This is a genomic window from Streptomyces sp. NPDC058086, from assembly GCF_042885015.1.
GTDB lineage: Bacteria > Actinomycetota > Actinomycetes > Streptomycetales > Streptomycetaceae > Streptomyces.
This window is the reverse complement of the sequence record NZ_JBHVST010000008.1, coordinates 164,962-181,611: the sequence shown is the minus strand read 5'-3', so window position 1 is coordinate 181,611 and position 16,650 is coordinate 164,962. Positions and strand designations below refer to the sequence as shown.

The window sequence follows — 16,650 nt, the reverse complement described above, 5'->3', positions numbered from 1 at the left end:
AGCAGGCGGGCTCCTACGGTGAGACGGCAGCCTCCCGAGGCAGTGTGGTGCTGGAGAACGCGGGAGTGGTCAGGGGAACATCGTATGGCGGGCGGGCCAACGCCTCGTGCACCATCGCCACTACGACATCCGTGCGCGTGAGTCCGACCATCGCGGCGCCCACCACGAAGTTGCTGTCACGGGACATGCCCGGCGTGCTGTTGACCTCCAGCACGTACGGCTCGTCGTCCTCGGAGAGGATGAAGTCGACGCGCGCCGAACCACGCAGCCCGAGCCCGTCCCACAACGTCGTGGCGCACTCGGTGACCCTGGCCGGCACCTCGGGCGACAGCTCGGCGGCCCGTACTGCTACGGCGCCCCTGGAATCCACGTCGAGCTTCGTGTCGGCGTTGTAGAACTCCGCCTCGGTGGCCTCGGTGACCAGCGGGGGGAGCACGACGACGGCTCCTCCGGGCAGCTCCAGCAACCCGACGGTCAGCGGCACGCCAGTCAGGTAGTCCTCGATCAACACGTCCGCGCCCACTTCGCCGGCAGCGTCCGCCAGTGCCCTGGGAAGATCGGCCCTTTCGCGGACCAGGCTCATGCCTACGCTGGAGCCGCCGAAGGGCGGCTTGACCATCGCGGCCCGACCGTTCCAGTGCATCGGGCCCCCGGACCACACCCACCATCCGGGCGTGGGGACGCCGAGACTCAGCATCACCCGCTTGCACAGGATCTTGTCGGCGGCCACCGCGGACGCTGCGACTCCGCTGCCGCAGTACGGCACGCGCAGATAGTCGAGCAGACCCTGCAACCTCCCGTCCCCCCCGTACGGACCGTGAAGGTTCGAGAGAGCCACGTCGTACCCGGCCAACTCCGTGATGAAGTCCGGTTCGTATGGGTTCAGCACTTTCCAATGGGCCCCGATGTCGTCGAGGGCCTCGGATAGGGCCGTCACGGAACGCTGGTTCACGGGGCACTTGGAGTGGTAAAGCCGGTCCTCTGCTGACACCGGCCCGTAGACGAGAGCGACACCGAGCCCCTCGCGGTCACGCTGCCAGTCGCGAAGTGCTTGGACGGCCTCCGGCACCGCGAGGTCAGAGCTGGAACTGAGGAACTGAGTCATGTGAGCACCCCTTCGAAGGTGTTGGTGACCGGCCTGCCGACCCAGTGAATGCGCTTCGGTCGGTCGGGATGTGGCCGAACCGTGAGCGGCTCCCCGGCGCGGTTGTGGACGGTGACGGCACGCGGCGTCACGAGGCCGCGCAGGGTGGCGATGACGACGGCCGCGACGGCTCCGCTCCCGCACGACAGGGTTTCTGCCTCGACGCCGCGCTCGTAGGTGCGGATCTTCAGCGCCTGGCTGCCGGCGGCTTGTACGAAGTTGACGTTCGTCCCGAGCGGGGCAAGGTCCGAGTGGCGGCGGATGAGGCGTCCGACGAGTACCGCGTCGATGGCGTCTACGTCGTCCACGATGGCGACGACGTGTTCGGTGCCGGTGTGGCCTCGGCTCGCTCTCGAACATCTTCGAGACCGCCATCGACGACAAGCGCTTGGCACGCAATCCGATGCGGGCCAAGTCCGTGCGGTGGCCCAAGGCGCCGGAGGACCAGAGGGAAGCCTGGCCCCTGGAGACCGCGCAGCGCGTACGGAACGCGATCAACGTGCGCTACCGCATCGCCGTCGTGCTCGCGCTGGGCTGTGGGCTACGGCAGGGTGAGGTCTTCGGGCTGTCGCCGGAGGACGTCGACTTCGCTCGTGGAGTGCTGCGCATCCGTCGGCAGGTTCAACTCCTTGGCGGGCGCCCTGTACTTCACCCTGCCGAAGGGCGGCAAGACCCGCCTCGTCGACATGCCGCCGTCCGTCGCGGCAGCCTTGGCGCAGTACTTCATGGAGTACCCCGCGGTCGAGGTCGAGCTGCCGTGGGGCGGCCCGGAGCCCGAACGGGAGACGAGGAAGGTCCCGCTCGTCATCACCACGACGTACGGCAACGCCCTTCGCGCGAACATCTTCAACGTCGAGGTGTGGAAGCCTGCCCTGGCCGCCGCTGGCGTCGTCCCCCTGCGGGAGAAGGGCGAGCGGTGGATGGCGTCGCGCAAGGATGGCTTCCATGTGCTCCGGCACACGTACGCCTCGGTCATCCTCGAAGCGGGCGAGTCCGTCGTCACCCTGGCCCGCTGGCTCGGCCATTCGAGCCCGACCGTCACCCTGGACTACTACGCCCACTTCATGCCGGAGGCCGGCGGCAAGGGGCGTGGGGCCATTGACGCTCTGCTCGGCCAGCCTGCACTGGCCGCGTAGGCGTCCGCTCCACATGATTCACGAAACGGATGGGCACAGCGATCTGCTGTGCCCATCCGTTTCGGCGTTCTACAAGGGAAGTTCGCTACTCTCCGTGCTGATCAGTGCTTCCAGGAGGTGCCTGAGGAGCGGGGGCTCCCACAGGTCAACCCACTCGATCGCAGGAGACCGCCCGCATTGGAGCGCGGCTCATTCTCCCCAGATTCTCCCCAGCGGCCTCGGGAGCGTCGTCGGAGCCTGTGATCCGGTCCGCGCCCACTCACGGGAGTGCCTCCCGGGACGGTTACTCAGAGCCAGTCTTTCCGTTTGAAGATGACGTACAAACTGGTGCAGACAACCGCCATCAGGATGATCGCGAAGGGGTACCCGAGCACCCAGTGCAACTCCGGCATGCGGTCGAAGTTCATGCCGTAGATCGTCCCGACGAGCGTCGGAGCGAACAGGATCGCCGCCCATGACGAGATCTTCTTGATCTCCTCGTTCTGTTCGAAGCCCGCCTCCGCCAGTGCGCGCATCTCGGCGTTCTGCTGCTGGGTGACGAGGGTGGCGTTGACGGTGAGGATGTCGGTGAGGGCCTGGCGGAAGCCGTCGACGCGTTCGCTGGTGTGGGTGACGTGGTCGGCGACGTCGCGGAGGTAGCGCTGGAGTTCCTCTTCGGTGCCGTACTTGGCGAAACCCGCCATCAGGCCGTGCAGCATGCCGACCAGGGGGCGGGTGGCGCGCTGGAACTCGACCATTTCGCGGGAGAGTTCGTAGATGCGGCGGGACACCTCGGGGTCGCCGCGGAAGACCTCGGTCTCGATCTCGTCGATGTCGTTCTGGACGCCGGAGACGACGGGGACGTAGCCGTCGACCACGGAGTCGAGGATCGCGTAGAGGACGGCCTCGGGGCCGAGTTTCAGCAGCTCCGGGGAGTCCTCCATGCGGCGGCGCACCGCCGACAGGTCCGGCGCCGCCCCGTGCCGGACGGTGATCACGAAGTCGGGGCCCACGAAGACGTGCAGCTCGCCGAAGTAGACCTCCTCGGCCGCGTCCAGATAGCGGGCCGCGCTCAGGACGACGAAGAGCGTCTCGCCGTAGCGCTCCAGCTTCGGACGCTGGTGTGCCTCCATCGCGTCCTCGACGGCGAGCGGATGCAGGTCGAACTCGGCCGCCAGGGACAGGAGTTCGGCCTCCGTGGGGCGGGCCAGGCCGATCCATGCCATGCCGGACGGCTGTTCGCGCAGCTCTCGGAAGGTGTCGGCGAGGGAGGCGGGGGTCGAGACCCGTACGCCGTCGCGGTACAGGGCCGCCTGTACGACGCTGTCGGTGGCGGGTTCCGGCTCCGGCGGGTCGGCGCGCGGCGCCGGGGGTGTCGCGCCGGTCGCGGCCGGTGGGTTCAGGGCGCGTCGCCAGACGGGCTTTCTGCCGTTCTTGGCGGCCGGACGGGGGCGTCGCTCGGACATTGCGGCTGCCTCCCATGTCGCAGGTACGTCGCTGTGATCACGGAGAAGGATATACGGGTCAAATGTCGCGGGCGGTGGTGGGCGTACTGCCCGGGCGGGCGCTCCGGTGGAGGGCCCCACTGATTGCGGACAGAAGGTGTCCGCAAGCCCCGTTAACGTGCACGGCATGACGACGAAGACGAGCGGCGTGGACGGGAACCAGAACGGGAACCAGAACGTGAACGGGAACGGTGGCGGGAAGTCGGTCGGTGGCGGGAACAGGGCGCGCGCCGTCGGCGGCCACCCCGCACCCGTGCTCGACCCCCGCGCCCTCAACCGCGCGACCCTCGCCCGCCAGCTCCTCCTGCGCCGGCCGGCCGGCCGTAGCGCCGCGGACGCCGTCCGGCACCTCGTGGGTCTTCAGGCGCAGAACGTGAAACCGCCGTACTACGCCCTCGCCGCCCGGCTGGAAGGGTTCCGGCCCGAGGAGCTGTCGACGGCCATGGAGGACCGTGCCGTCGTCCGCATCGTGACCCTGCGCTCCACCATCCACACCCACACCGCCGACGACGCCCTCACCCTGCGACCGCTCGTGCAGGGGGCCCGCGACCGGGAGCTGAACAACTTCCGCAAGGGGCTCGCCGGTGTCGACCTGGACCGGCTCGCCGTGATCGCCCGGGAGCTGGTGGAGGCCGAGCCGCGCACGATGAAACAGCTGCGTGAGGAACTGCTCGTCCACTGGCCGGACGCCGACCCGTTCGCGCTCTCGGTCGCCGCCCGCTGCCGGCTGCCGCTCGTCCAGGTCACCCCACGCGGACTGTGGGGCCGCAGCGGCCAGGTCGCGCTGACCACCGCCGAACACTGGCTGGGCCGTCCCACCGAGCCGTCCCCGGGCCCCGACGCGGCCGTCCTGCGCTACCTCGCCGCGTTCGGGCCCGCCTCCGTCAGGGACATGCAGACCTGGGCGGGGCTGACCAGGCTGCGCGAGGCCTTCGAACGGCTCCGCCCGGGACTGTTCACCTTCCGTGACGAGAACGGCGTCGAACTCTTCGACCTCCCCGACGCGCCCCGCCCCGCCTCCGACACCCCGGCCCCGCCCCGTTTCCTGCCCGAGTTCGACAACCTGCTCCTCTCGCACGCCGACCGCTCCCGGGTGGTGCCCGCCGGTCTCAAAGGGCGTACCTGGGCGGGCAACCAGGCGTACTGCACGCTGCTCGTCGACGGATTCCTGGGGGGCCTGTGGCGACAGGAGGGGGACGTGCTCACCATCGAACCCTTCGGCCGGCTCACGAAGGTCCAGCGGGAGGAGGTGGTGGCGGAGGCCGAGGGGTTGCTCCGGACGCTGTCCGGCGCGTCGGCGTCGTACGACATCCGCTTCGGGACCGTGGCCGTGTACGACACGTAACCGGAGGACTCAGTCCGCGCGACCCGTCACCGCCACCGTCACCCCGAGCCCGATCAGAGTGCAGCCGCCCGCGCCCCCGATCAGCGACAGCCGACGGTCCGAGCCGGCGAACCAGGAGCGGGCCGCGGACGCCGTCAGTCCCCACAGGGTGTCGGTGACCAGCCCGATGGAGATCGGGATCAGACCGAGCACCAGCATCTGTACGGGCACCCGCCCCGCCGAGTGGTCCACGAACTGCGGCAGCACGGCCGCGAAGAAGACCAGACCCTTGGGGTTGGTGAGGCCGACGAGGGCGCCGTCCAGGACGGTCCGCAGATCGCCGCGCGCCGCGGCCACGGGCTCCTGACGCAACGCCGAGGCCTTCATCTCCTTGCGGTGCCGGAACGCCCGCACCCCCAGCAGGACCAGATACGCGGCGCCCGCCAGCTTCACCACCAGGAAGACGGTCAGCGAGCGCTCGACCAGTGAGCCGATCCCGAAGGCGACCGCGACCACCAGCAGATACGAGCCGACGACATTGCCCAGCGCCGTCATCACCGCCGTGCGCCGGCCGTGCGCGAGCGCCCGTCCGATCACGAACAGCACACTCGGCCCGGGAATCACGATCACCAGCAGCGACATCGCCGCGAAGGCCAGGAACCGGTCCGTGGACACCATGCCCATCACCCCCCAACGGCCGCCATTCAAACAGGGGCCCTACAGTCCCGGACATGGAACTGCGGCAACTCGTCTACTTCGTCACGGTCGCCGAGGAACTGCACTTCGGGCGGGCGGCGGAGCACCTGCACATCGTGCAGTCGGCCGTCAGCCAGCAGATACGGCGGCTGGAGCGGGAGCTGGGCGCCGAGCTGTTCGACCGTTCACCGCGGCACGTACGGCTGACGGGGGCGGGGGAGCGGCTGCTGCCCGAGGCGCGGGCGGTGCTCGCCGCCGTGGACCGGGCCCGCGCTGCGGTCGCCGCGGCCGAGGTACTGCGCCTGGGCACCAGTACCGGACTCGGCGCTCACCTGGACCGGGTGCTCGCGGGCTTCGCCGAGCGGAAGCCCGCGGTCCAGGTCGAGCTGGTCTCGCTGCCCGCGCAGGAGCGGCTCGCGCGGGTCCTGGACGGTCGCCTCGACGCCGCGTTCGTACGAGGCGCGGAGCCCCTGCCGGGCGTACGCGTGCTGCCGCTGTGGCCTGATCCGCTGGTGGCCGCGCTGCCCGCCGGGCACCCCTTGGCCGCCCGCGACGGGATCGACCTCGCCGAACTGGCCGCACTTCCGCTGAGCATCACCGCGCGCCGGACCAACCCCACCCTGGTCGACCTGGTCGTCGGGGCCTGTCACGACGCCGGCTTCGAACCACTGCCAGGACCGGTGAGCGGCTCCCTGCAGGACACCCTCGCCAGCATCGGTAGCCGGCCGCTGTGGACGGTCGTCTACGCCTCGCACGCCCGCGTCCTGCACAGCCCACGGGTCGCCTTCGTGCCCTTCCGGGCGCCGGGGCTAGCGCTCACCACGGGACTCGCCGTGCACGGCACGACGCCGACGCCTCACCTGGACGCCCTGCTCGCGGCCTGCGGCGATCACGAGAACTGATCGCTGCGGTCGCGGTCCGCTTCTTGGTCGACGAGCGCCCGCGCGATGAACTGAACCCGTAGCCGGAAGGCGGCCGGAGCCGCCCCAGGAGAAGGAGTTCAGCCATGCCCATCGTCACCATTCAGCAGGGTCCGCGCGAGGTCGAGCTCAAGCGGGACCTCGTCAAGCGCGTCACCGACGCCTTCGTCGACGCGTACAAGATCCCCGCCGAGAGCGTGCACGTCTGGATCCACGAGGTGCCGGCGGACAGTTGGGGCAGCGCGGGGAAGCTGACCGCCGACAAGTAGAGGGGGAGAGCGGGGGAGAGTGGGGGGAGAATGCGGGGGAGGAATGGATAGGGGGCGTTGCGGGCCGCTCGTGGAGGCTCGCAACGCCCCCTGGCTTCACCTGAGGGGTGCTCAGGAGTCTGGGGAGCTGGTCGGCCGTCTGTGACTGACGAACTGTCACCGGCGACTGATGGCTACGAGTTGATCTGCGTCTTCACCAGGTTCGAGAAGGTCGTCAGGCGGGTGTAGACGCCCGGGTAGCCGGCCTCGGCGCAGCCGTTGCCCCAGGAGGTGATGCCCGCGAGGACGCCGCCGATGAGCAGCGGGCCGCCGCTGTCTCCCTGGCAGGTGTCGGTACCGCCGCTGGTGTAACCGGCGCAGACCATGTCGCTGGCCACGAAGTCGGAGCCGTAGGAGCCGGAGCAGCTGGAGTTGGACACGATCGGGACGGTCGCGGTGCGCAGCTGGTTGGCGGAGCTGCCGGTCTCCGAGGTGGTGCCCCAGCCGATGATGCGGGCGGTGGCGCCGGTGGCGTACACGCCGGTGTCCGTGGAGGCGACGTACGACGCCGGGGTGTACGACATCGACGTCGACAGGGTCAGTACGGCCACGTCGTCGCCGTTGGTGGCGTCGGTGTAGTCGGGGTTGATCCAGATCTTGCTGACCTTGCTGACCGTGCCGTTCGTGCCGTTGAGGTACGTTCTGCCGCCGACGACGCGGACGCTGCTCGTGGTCTCGCCGACCATGCAGTGAGCGGCGGTGACGACCTTGTTGGCGGCGACCAGGGTGCCACCGCAGAACTGGTTCTGCGAGGCGTCCGTGATCTGCATCATGAACGGGTACGCGGTGGTGGTCGTCGTCGTGCCGCCGACGATCGGCTGGGGGGCGGCGACGGCGCCGGGTGCGCAAAGGAGAGCGGTCGCGGCGGCGGCAGCCGTCGCCGTACAGAGAGCGGCGGTCTTCTTGGCGCGGTTGAGCCCGAACATGGATCTCCTCAGAAGTTGCCGGTGGGGGGACGCGCGGGTGTGGGGGGTGAGGCACGGCGCCTGTGGGCTGACGCCGTGTGCCCGAGCGAGCGGCACGACGCTCACGCTAGAAGGCGGAACGTTCCGCATCCAAGAGGGGAAGCCCCTAGGCGAGTTGCGGGAGGGAAAACCCTTGCTTGAGAGACACGGGGTTTAGCCACCGTTCTGTCGACTGCGGGTGGGTGGGGGTTGCTCGCGCAGTTCCCCGCGCCCCTTCAGGCGCGTAGCCCCCAAGGACGGGTAGGGGCGGCGGGGGCGAGCAAACTTCACCCGCTCCGGCGCCCCGCAGCCAGCCGAACGATGTCCACCCGCGATCGGATCCCCAGCTTCCGGTACACCCGCGTCAGTGTCGCCTCGACGGTCTTCACGCTGATGAACAGCCGCGCGGCTATCTCCCGATTGGTGGCGCCCTCCATGACCAGCGCCGCGACCTGACGCTCCGTCGCGGCGAGGCTGTCGAGCGCGGCGGGAGCGAGCGGCGTCGTGGCCGAGACCACCGCCGGCCCGGCCGCACTCGCGGACTCCACCTGCCGCAGCCACGGCAGCGCCCGGCAGCGACGGAACAGCCGCGTCGCCTCGTCGTACGAGGTCGGCCCCGGCCGGTGGGTGCGCAGCCCGGCGAGGGCGTACGCCGCCCGGGCCTCCTCCAGGCCGTAGCCCAGCTTGCCCAGCCGATCCTGAGCGGCCGTCAGCTGACGTACCGCGGGCCCCTGTTCACCGCGTGAGGCCCGCACCAACGCCTCCGCCCGGTCGAGCACGGCGAGCACGCTCTCCCGCCCGAGCCGCAGCGCCCGCGCCCGCGTGGCGTCGATGACGTCCTGCGCCTCGACCGGCTCACCGATCCGCACCAGCGCCTCGGCGAGGTCGCCGTGCCAGCGCCCCCGGGCCGGGTCCGTGACCCCGAGCCGCTCCTCCAGCTCCCGTACCCGCCGCAGGGACTGCACCACCGCGAGCGAGTCCCCGGCCACCAGCTGGGCGTGCCCGAGGGCGCCCAGGGCGCGCGAGAGGTACACCAGGTCGCCGTCCTCCTCGGCGCGGTCCACGGCCTCCCGGGCCAGCGCCAGCGCCCGGTCGACGTCGCCGCCCGCGGCCTCGGCGAGCGAGGTGAACATGGCGGTGGCCGCCTCGCCGATCCCCGTGTCGCGGGCCAGCCGCAGGCTCTCCCGGGCCAGGTCGAGCGCCCGCCCGCAGTGCCCGGAGCGCAGCTCGGTCTCGGCGAGCCCGCGCAGGAAGTGCACCTCGCTCTCGACCATCCCGCGCCGCCGCACCTCGCGCAGCAGAGCGGTGATCGTGGTGCGGGCCTCGGCGAGCTGGTCGCCCATGATCAGCCAGCGGAAGCGGGCGGCGCCGGCGCCGTTGTGGTCGCACGCCACCCGGGGGTCCTGCGGTTCGCGCATCGCCCGCTGGATGGTGGCGGGTGCGCCCGGGTGGCCCATCAGGGTCTCCATCTGGGCCTGGAAGCCGAGCGCGAGGAGTTCGGTGGGCCGGTCCCCGGCGCGGGCGGCGAGCTGGGCGGCGATCGCGGCCTCCTCGCGGCCCTTGGCCATCTCACCCTCCACCAGCAGGGCCCGCCAGGCGAGTTGATAGCGCACGAGCGCGAGCAGCCGGGGGTCCTCGCCCGCGTCGGCGAGGGCCTGCGGGAAGACCGCGTCGACCTCGGCCATGGCCTGCCCCGCCGCGTCGATGACGACCATCCAGGCGCGGACGCGCTCCGCCGGCGCGGTGACCCGGCGGAGCGCGTCGCGGGCGATGTCCCGCGCGAGGTCCGACTCCCCGGCGGTCAGCGCGTCCTCGGCGGCCTGCAACCGCCGCTCGTCCGGGCCGGGAACGGTCTCCGGGGGAGTGTGCCGGGCCGCGAGCAGCCCCAGCCCGGCCGCGACCGAGGGCGCGCCCCGGTCCCTGGCCACGGCCGCCGCCTCCCCGAGTCGGGCGGCGACCTGCGGATCGGTACCGGTGGTGGCCAGGGCGAGGTGCCGGGCCCGTTCGATGGGGTCGGAGGCGGCCGTGGAGAGCGCGGCATGGGCGGCGCGGCGTTCCTGGGCGCTCGCCTCCGCGTACAGGGCGGCCGAGATCATCGGATGCGCGAACCGGATGCCCGGTGTCTCGCGCTCGGTAGCCAACAGCCCGAGCGAGGCGGCGTGCGCGGTCTCGGCCTCGGCGTTCTCGCGCCCGGCGGCGTGCAGCAGCGCCAGCGTGGGGCGGGCGCCCGCGCTCGCGACGAGCAGGGTGTGGCGGGCCTCGGCGGAGAGCATCTCCAGACGGCTGAGGACGAGCGCGCGCAACGAGGTCGGCACGGGAAGCGGTTCGCCGGGGCTCGGCCGGGCGGGATTCTCGGCGAGCGCGCGGCCGAGTTCCAGCGCGAAGAGCGGGTTGCCGCCGCTGGTGCGGTGGATGTCGCGGACGGTCGTGCGGGGCAGCCCGGTGTAGCCGCGGTGGCCGAGGAGTTCGGTGACCTGTGCCCGGGAGAGCGGGTTGAGCCGCACGGCGAGGGTGTCCGGCGGGGACGCGCGTAGATGGCGGTCGTGCTCTTGGTCCCGTGGCTCGGTGTCGGTGCGCACCGCGGACAGCATCCGTACGGGCATCTCGCCGAGCCTGCGGGCGGCGAAGCCGAGCAGTTCGGCGCTGGCCGGATCCAGCCACTGGAGGTCGTCGGCGACGATCAGGACCGGACCCTGGGCGGCCAGCGCGCGGAACACGGAGAGGACCGCGAGGCGCAGGGCGAGGCCGTCCCGTTGCAGGGTCGATTCTCCGCGGCCGGTGAGGGCCGATTCGAGGGCGGTGCGCTGCGGGGCGGGCAGCCGGTCGGAGACCTCGTCCACCACCAGACCGAGGAGGTCGGCCAGGGCGAGGAAGGGCAGATGGGATTCGGACTCGGTCGCCGAGCAGCGCAACACGGTGTGTGCCGATTCGGCGCATTCCGCGGCCAGCGCACGCAGGACGGTGGACTTTCCTATTCCCGCGGGGCCGTGCACCAGCACGCTGCCTCCGTCGGAGAGCTGCTGGCGCGCCCCCGCGAAGAGCTCCTCCCGGCCGATGACCAGGTCGGGGCGGGGTCTCGCAGGCTCCTTGAAGTCCCCTCGCACGGTCACCGCTCCCCTCGCATGTCGTGTCCGAGCCAATATTAGGCAACGACTGTTTGAATTTCGGAGTCTCGGGGTGGTGAGGGAAATAACAAGAGTGTTGGCATAACGTATTTCAGGGCGTCGCCGTCTGAATGAAAAGCGCCAGTCGGGGGCCGCGGAGCGGCCGGTGGTGGGGGGTCCGAAGCGGTTATAAGGGGCGGATGGGTGGGAAACCGTCGCGGAGCGGCGGAGAAGAGGCCGCGGAGCGGCCAAGGCCGAGGCAGTCGGAGAGCTACGGCAGCAATCCGGCTCGCCGCGCGGCGACCACCGCCTCCAGCCGGGTGCGCGCACCGAGCTTCCGCATGGCCGAGCGCAGATACCCCTTGACCGTCTCCGGCCGCACCCCCAACCGCTCGGCGGCACCCCCGTTGGTGGCTCCCGCCGCGACGCAGGCGAGGACGTCCACCTCGCGCGGAGCGAGGTCGACGCGAGGCGTCCGGGCGTCGGACGCCGCCGCACCGGCCAGCCGCCCGCACACGTCGAGCAGTTCGGCCCGCAGCGCCGGGTCGACGATGCGCGGCGCCAGTGCGCGCAGCGCCCCGTGCGCCTCGCGGACCTCCTCCCACGCGGGGCTCCCGGCCGCCGGTTCGGGCTCCCGGGCGACGGTCAGCAGTCCCTGCGCCTCGTCCCGTACGACCAGCGCCTGCTCCACGTCCCGGGCCGCCGCCACCGCCGCGCCGAGCGTGCGGTCACCCAGGGGCTGAGCCGTGCGCAGGGCGCCGTACAGCACCCCGCGCACCCGGCGGCGTACGACGACGGGTACGGCGATCACGGAACACAGGCCCTCCGTGGCGACCGCCACGTCGTACTCGTGGCTGATCTGCCGGGAGGCGGAGTAGTCCGTCACCGCGCAGGGCCGGGCCAGCGCGACCGCCTTGCCGCCCAGGCCGTTGCCCGAGGACACGGCGAGGGCGCTGAGCGCGGGCGTCGCCGTACCGCTGAGTTCGCTGATACGTACCTGGGCGCGACCGGGTTCGACGAGGCCGCCGAAGGCGACCGGCAGTCCCGTGGCGCGCCGCAGTCGTACCAGCGCGCCACGCATCTCCACCGCCTCGGCCGTGTCTGCTGCCACGTGTTCGCCCCTTCTTCGCGGCGTACCCCCGTTCGGGGGTGGTGAGACCTCCATCACGGAATACACGATGGTAAGCGGCTGTGCGGCAACGAGGAGGACACATGACGGTGACGAACGGTGCGACGGACGAGTTCCGCGCCGCGCGGGACTTCCTGCTGGCGCACCGCGCGGACTACGCCACGGCGTACGAGGGCTTCGACTGGCCCCGCCCGGAGTCCTTCAACTGGGCGCTCGACTGGTTCGACGTCATCGCACGGGGCAACGACCGCACCGCCCTGCACATCGTCGAGGAGGACGGCGAGCGCGCCCAGTTCTCCTTCGCCGCCCTCTCCGAGCGTTCGAACCGGGTGGCCAACTGGCTGCGCGCGCGGGGTGTACGCGCCGAGGACCGCGTCCTGGTCATGCTCGGCAACCAGGTGGAGCTGTGGGAGACGGCCCTCGCCGCGATGAAGCTGCGCGCCGTCGTCATCCCCGCGACCACCCTGCTGGGCCCCGCCGACCTGCGCGACCGGGTCGAGCGCGGCCACGTCCGGCACGTGATCGCGCGCGCCGAAGAAGCGGAGAAGTTCGACGAAGTGCCCGGCCGCCAGACCCGGATCACGGTGGGTGGAGCGCGGCCCGGCTGGCAGTCCTACGAGGAGGCGTACGCCGCCGACCCGGGCTTCGAGTCCGAGGGGGTCACCCACTCGGACGATCCGCTGATGCTCTACTTCACTTCCGGCACCACCGCCCGCCCCAAGCTCGTCGAGCACACCCACGCCTCCTACCCGATCGGTCATCTGTCGACGATGTACTGGATCGGGCTCAAGCCCGGCGACGTGCATCTGAACATCTCCTCGCCCGGCTGGGCCAAGCACGCCTGGTCCAACCTCTTCGCGCCCTGGAACGCGGAGGCGACCGTCTTCATCCACAACTACACGCGCTTCGACGCGGGCCGGCTGATGGCGGAGATGGACCGGGCGGGCGTCACCACCTTCTGCGCCCCGCCCACGGTGTGGCGGATGCTCATCCAGGCCGACCTGACGCAACTGCGCACCCCGCCGCGTGAGGCCGTCGCCGCCGGTGAGCCGCTGAACCCGGAGGTTATCGAGCAGGTACGGCGCGCCTGGGGCGTCACCATCCGGGATGGCTTCGGGCAGACCGAGACGGCCGTCCAGGTCTCCAACAGCCCCGGGCAGCAGCTCAAGACGGGCTCCATGGGACGGCCGAGTCCCGGCTTCCGCGTCGAACTCCTCGACCCGGTCTCGGGTGCGCCCGGGGCCGAGGAGGGGGAGATCGCGCTCGATCTGTCGGCGCGGCCGGTGGGCGTGATGACCGGCTACCACGGCGCCGCCGACCGTACGGCGGAGGCGATGGCGGGCGGCTACTACCGCACCGGTGACATCGGCGCCCGGGACGCGGACGGATACATCACCTACGTCGGCCGTGCCGACGACGTGTTCAAGGCCTCCGACTACAAGATCTCGCCCTTCGAGCTGGAGAGCGCCCTGCTGGAGCATGAGGCGGTGGCGGAGGCGGCCGTCGTCCCGGCCCCCGACGAGCTGCGGCTCGCCGTCCCGAAGGCGTACATCGTCCTCGCCGCGGGCCATGAACCCGGCCCCGACCTGGCGAAGGTGCTCTTCGAACACTCGCGGACGGTGCTGGCGCCGTACAAGCGCATCCGCCGCCTGGAGTTCGGCGCACTCCCCAAGACCATCTCCGGCAAGATCCGCCGGATCGAGCTGCGCGAGGCCACGGCAGCGGGCTCGGACGCCGAGTACCGCGAGGAGGACTTCCGGTGAGCACACTCTCCTACGCGCACGGGACCAGTGCGACGCCCCTGCTCGGCGACACCATCGGGGCCAACCTGGACCGGGCGGTCACGGCCTGGCCGGACCGGGAGGCGCTCGTCGACGTGCCGTCCGGGCGGCGCTGGACGTACGCCCAGTTCTCCGTGGACGTCGACGAGTTGGCGTACGCGCTGCTGGCCACCGGCATCGCCCGGGGCGACCGGGTGGGCATCTGGGCGGTCAACTGCCCGGAGTGGGTGCTCGTCCAGTACGCCACCGCCCGCATCGGCGCGGTCATGGTGAACATCAACCCGGCCTACCGCACCCACGAGGTCGAGTACGTCCTCCAGCAGGCCGGCATCTCGCTGCTCTTCGCCTCCCTCAGCCACAAGACCAGCGACTACCGGGCGATGGTCGGGCAAGTGCGCGACAGATGCCCGCAGTTGAGGGAGGCCGTCTACATCGGCGACCCGAGCTGGGACGCCCTGATCGGGCGCGGGACCCCCGGTCGGTCCGAGGAACTCCGTTCGCGTACGGGGGAGTTGTCCTGTGACGACCCCATCAACATCCAGTACACCTCGGGCACGACGGGCTTCCCCAAGGGGGCGACCCTCTCCCACCACAACATCCTCAACAACGGCTATTTCGTGGGCGAGTCGATCGCCTACAGCGAGCAGGACCGGATCTGCATCCCCGTGCCCTTCTACCACTGCTTCGGCATGGTGATGGGCAACCTCGCAGCGACCTCGCACGGCGCCTGCATGGTGATCCCCGCGCCCTCCTTCGACCCGGCGGCGACCCTCCGCACGGTCCAGGACGAGCGCTGCACCTCGCTGTACGGCGTACCGACCATGTTCATCGCGGAGTTGAACCTCCCCGGCTTCGCGACGTACGACCGGTCCTCGCTGCGCACCGGCATCATGGCGGGCTCGCCGTGCCCGGTCGAGGTGATGAAGCGGGTGGTCGCCGAGATGCACATGGCGGAGGTCTCCATCTGCTACGGCATGACCGAGACCTCGCCCGTGTCCCTGCAGACCCGTAGGGACGACGACCTGGAGCACCGCACCGGCACCGTCGGCCGGGTGCTCCCGCATCTGGAGGTGAAGGTCGTCGACCCGGCGGAGGGGGTGACGCAGCCGCGCGGCACCGCAGGAGAGCTGTGCACCCGCGGCTACAGCGTGATGCTCGGCTACTGGAACGAGCCCGAGAAGACCGCCGAAGCCGTCGACGCGGGCCGCTGGATGCACACGGGCGACCTCGCGGTGATGCGTGAGGACGGGTACGTCGAGATCGTCGGCCGCATCAAGGACATGATCATCCGCGGTGGCGAGAACATCTACCCGCGCGAGATCGAGGAGTTCCTCTACGCCCATCCGAAGATCGCCGATGTCCAGGTGGTCGGGGTGCCCCACGAGCGCTACGGCGAGGAGGTGCTCGCCTGCGTCATCCCGCTGGACTCGGCCGACCCGTTGACGCTGGAGGAACTGCGCGCCTTCTGTGAGGACCGGTTGGCCCACTACAAGATCCCCAGCCGCCTGGAGGTCCTGGAGTCCTTCCCGATGACGGTGTCGGGGAAGGTCCGCAAGATCGAACTGCGGCAGACGTACGCCGACTAGGGCGCGTTCCCCTGCCGGGGTTCAGACCCGCGTGCCGGGGGTCAGGCGCCGGTGGCGAGGAGTTCGTCGGCGTGGGTGTTCACCGGCTGGGGGGTGCCCGTGAGGTCGAGGACGAAGAGGGGGATCCCGAGGGCGTCGGCGCGACGGTGGGCGTCGTCCGCGTACCCGGCCAGGGAGAAGTAGACGCATCCCGTGGACTCCGACATGGCCGTCAGCCACAGGCACTCCACGTCGCGCAGTGTGGCCGGGCGGACGGTGGGGTCCACCTGCGCCAGGATGCCGCGGGCGGCGAGTCCGATGCCCGTGGGCGGGCGCTGGTCCGCCCTGCGGATGTCGCGGTAGCCGAGCCACCGCAGATACAGCGCGGTCGCCGTCACGGCGTCCCGGGCGGTACGGATGGTCACCGGCTGGAACACCGGGCGTGGTGTCGGGGTGGTGCGGGGCAGCGGGATGTGGTCGGGGATGAGAGGGCTTCCCGGCGTGGCGGGGGCGGGTGACGCCCCTGCGGTACTGGGGGGCGGCGACTCGGCGGTACGGAGAGGCGGCGACCCGGCGGCACCCGGGGGCGGCGACTCGGGAGTGTGCGGTGCCGCCTCCGGTTCCGGTTCCGTCTCCAGGTCCGCGGGGGCGCCGGTGCCCGGCACGACCTCCGCGCGCAGGGGGCGCCGTACCCCTCGTACCGGAATCCGCAGCATGGTTCCGCAGGGGCAGCCCAGTTCCGGCTGGGGCCACTGGTCCGCGCGCCCGCAGGTGTCGCAGGGGACCGTGACCCAGTCCTCGTCCCACGTGCGGTGGGTGACCGGCGCGGGATCGGCGAGGCGGTCGAGCGGGGGCGTGACGGGGGCGCCGCACACGCACGGGTACGACGGCGCGGCAAAGAGATGCTCGCGACGGCAGGCCGGACACCGCACCGGCACGCTCTCGGCCATGGCCCACTCCAGGACGTCACGTCGGGACAGCGTGTCCATCGTCCTCCAGGCGGGGGGCCCGCGGCAGCGAAACGCGTCGACAACCCCCGCCCTTGCCCCCTGCGGATCCAGCCGCGTGCGCGCCCTTGACGCTCTTCGGTACGGCACCTACATTAATTCCAGATA

13 protein-coding genes and 1 pseudogene are annotated in these 16,650 nt (G+C 71.3%); 6 read left to right on the top strand and 8 right to left on the bottom strand.

Annotated elements, in window-relative coordinates; translation table 11 throughout:
* Positions 1 to 13 precede the first annotated feature (13 nt).
* Positions 14 to 1,105 (bottom strand): ATP-grasp domain-containing protein, encoded by a 1,092-nt coding sequence (locus tag ACFVWD_RS09215; RefSeq protein WP_389594668.1) that lies wholly within the window; start codon positions 1,103 to 1,105, stop codon positions 14 to 16.
* Complete coding sequence (locus ACFVWD_RS09210; RefSeq protein WP_389594667.1) at positions 1,102 to 1,452, bottom strand: hypothetical protein; 351 nt, start codon at positions 1,450 to 1,452, stop codon at positions 1,102 to 1,104. The genes ACFVWD_RS09215 and ACFVWD_RS09210 overlap by 4 nt, the downstream gene beginning before the upstream one ends.
* A gap of 285 nt (positions 1,453 to 1,737) precedes the next feature.
* Here ACFVWD_RS09210 and ACFVWD_RS09205 point away from each other — a divergent pair, with 285 nt between their 5' ends.
* On the top strand, positions 1,738 to 2,280 hold the full coding sequence (locus ACFVWD_RS09205; protein WP_389594666.1) for a tyrosine-type recombinase/integrase: 543 nt from the start codon (positions 1,738 to 1,740) through the stop codon (positions 2,278 to 2,280).
* A gap of 287 nt (positions 2,281 to 2,567) precedes the next feature.
* Here ACFVWD_RS09205 and ACFVWD_RS09200 read toward each other — a convergent pair whose 3' ends face one another.
* Positions 2,568 to 3,725, bottom strand: a complete 1,158-nt coding sequence (locus ACFVWD_RS09200) for a magnesium and cobalt transport protein CorA (protein WP_389594665.1) — start codon at positions 3,723 to 3,725, stop codon at positions 2,568 to 2,570.
* Positions 3,726 to 3,891: 166 nt separating this feature from the next.
* Between ACFVWD_RS09200 and ACFVWD_RS09195 the strand changes: the two genes are divergently transcribed.
* Positions 3,892 to 5,109 carry a winged helix DNA-binding domain-containing protein gene (locus tag ACFVWD_RS09195; RefSeq protein ID WP_389594664.1) on the top strand — a complete coding sequence of 406 codons (1,218 nt, stop codon included), beginning with the start codon at positions 3,892 to 3,894 and terminating at the stop codon, positions 5,107 to 5,109.
* Positions 5,110 to 5,118: 9 nt separating this feature from the next.
* On the opposite strand, the gene ACFVWD_RS09190 is transcribed toward ACFVWD_RS09195, so the two are convergent.
* Positions 5,119 to 5,766 (bottom strand): LysE family translocator, encoded by a 648-nt coding sequence (locus ACFVWD_RS09190; protein WP_389594663.1) that lies wholly within the window; start codon positions 5,764 to 5,766, stop codon positions 5,119 to 5,121.
* Positions 5,767 to 5,819: 53 nt separating this feature from the next.
* Here ACFVWD_RS09190 and ACFVWD_RS09185 point away from each other — a divergent pair, with 53 nt between their 5' ends.
* Entirely contained in the window at positions 5,820 to 6,686 is an 867-nt protein-coding gene (locus ACFVWD_RS09185) for a LysR substrate-binding domain-containing protein (RefSeq protein WP_389594662.1), read from the top strand.
* A gap of 101 nt (positions 6,687 to 6,787) precedes the next feature.
* A pseudogene (gene dmpI / locus ACFVWD_RS09180) lies at positions 6,788 to 6,973 on the top strand (4-oxalocrotonate tautomerase DmpI); the annotation flags it as partial.
* 173 nt (positions 6,974 to 7,146) lie between these two features.
* Here the strand turns inward: dmpI and ACFVWD_RS09175 are convergent.
* The 3 genes from ACFVWD_RS09175 to ACFVWD_RS09165 form a co-directional block, all read right to left on the bottom strand.
* Positions 7,147 to 7,938: a S1 family peptidase gene (locus tag ACFVWD_RS09175; protein WP_389594661.1), complete on the bottom strand. Its 792-nt coding sequence runs from the start codon at positions 7,936 to 7,938 to the stop codon at positions 7,147 to 7,149.
* Positions 7,939 to 8,243: 305 nt separating this feature from the next.
* The gene (locus ACFVWD_RS09170) at positions 8,244 to 11,066 is read right to left on the bottom strand and encodes an AAA family ATPase (protein WP_389594660.1); all 2,823 of its coding nucleotides are present in this window, start codon (positions 11,064 to 11,066) and stop codon (positions 8,244 to 8,246) included.
* A 265-nt stretch (positions 11,067 to 11,331) separates the two neighbouring features.
* A complete protein-coding gene (locus ACFVWD_RS09165) occupies positions 11,332 to 12,171 on the bottom strand; it encodes a response regulator transcription factor (RefSeq protein WP_168512550.1) in 840 nt (279 codons plus the stop codon).
* Between the two features lie 101 nt (positions 12,172 to 12,272).
* Between ACFVWD_RS09165 and ACFVWD_RS09160 the strand changes: the two genes are divergently transcribed.
* The gene (locus tag ACFVWD_RS09160) at positions 12,273 to 13,952 is read left to right on the top strand and encodes an AMP-binding protein (RefSeq protein WP_389594659.1); all 1,680 of its coding nucleotides are present in this window, start codon (positions 12,273 to 12,275) and stop codon (positions 13,950 to 13,952) included.
* Positions 13,949 to 15,556 (top strand): AMP-binding protein, encoded by a 1,608-nt coding sequence (locus tag ACFVWD_RS09155; protein ID WP_389594658.1) that lies wholly within the window; start codon positions 13,949 to 13,951, stop codon positions 15,554 to 15,556. Before ACFVWD_RS09160 ends, ACFVWD_RS09155 begins: the two co-directional genes overlap by 4 nt.
* Before the next feature lie 41 nt (positions 15,557 to 15,597).
* On the opposite strand, the gene ACFVWD_RS09150 is transcribed toward ACFVWD_RS09155, so the two are convergent.
* Positions 15,598 to 16,485 (bottom strand): hypothetical protein, encoded by an 888-nt coding sequence (locus ACFVWD_RS09150; protein WP_389594699.1) that lies wholly within the window; start codon positions 16,483 to 16,485, stop codon positions 15,598 to 15,600.
* Positions 16,486 to 16,650 lie beyond the last annotated feature (165 nt).

What these genes read in the sequence shown, in the direction of transcription:
- ACFVWD_RS09215 (WP_389594668.1), bottom strand. Translation starts at nt 1,105, where the DNA reads ATGACTCAGTTCCTCAGTTCCAGCTCTGACCTCGCGGTGCCGGAGGCC.
- ACFVWD_RS09200 (WP_389594665.1), bottom strand. Translation starts at nt 3,725, where the DNA reads ATGTCCGAGCGACGCCCCCGTCCGGCCGCCAAGAACGGCAGAAAGCCC.
- ACFVWD_RS09195 (WP_389594664.1), top strand. Translation starts at nt 3,892, where the DNA reads ATGACGACGAAGACGAGCGGCGTGGACGGGAACCAGAACGGGAACCAG.
- ACFVWD_RS09190 (WP_389594663.1), bottom strand. Translation starts at nt 5,766, where the DNA reads ATGGTGTCCACGGACCGGTTCCTGGCCTTCGCGGCGATGTCGCTGCTG.
- ACFVWD_RS09185 (WP_389594662.1), top strand. Translation starts at nt 5,820, where the DNA reads ATGGAACTGCGGCAACTCGTCTACTTCGTCACGGTCGCCGAGGAACTG.
- ACFVWD_RS09175 (WP_389594661.1), bottom strand. Translation starts at nt 7,938, where the DNA reads ATGTTCGGGCTCAACCGCGCCAAGAAGACCGCCGCTCTCTGTACGGCG.
- ACFVWD_RS09160 (WP_389594659.1), top strand. Translation starts at nt 12,273, where the DNA reads ATGACGGTGACGAACGGTGCGACGGACGAGTTCCGCGCCGCGCGGGAC.
- ACFVWD_RS09150 (WP_389594699.1), bottom strand. Translation starts at nt 16,485, where the DNA reads ATGGCCGAGAGCGTGCCGGTGCGGTGTCCGGCCTGCCGTCGCGAGCAT.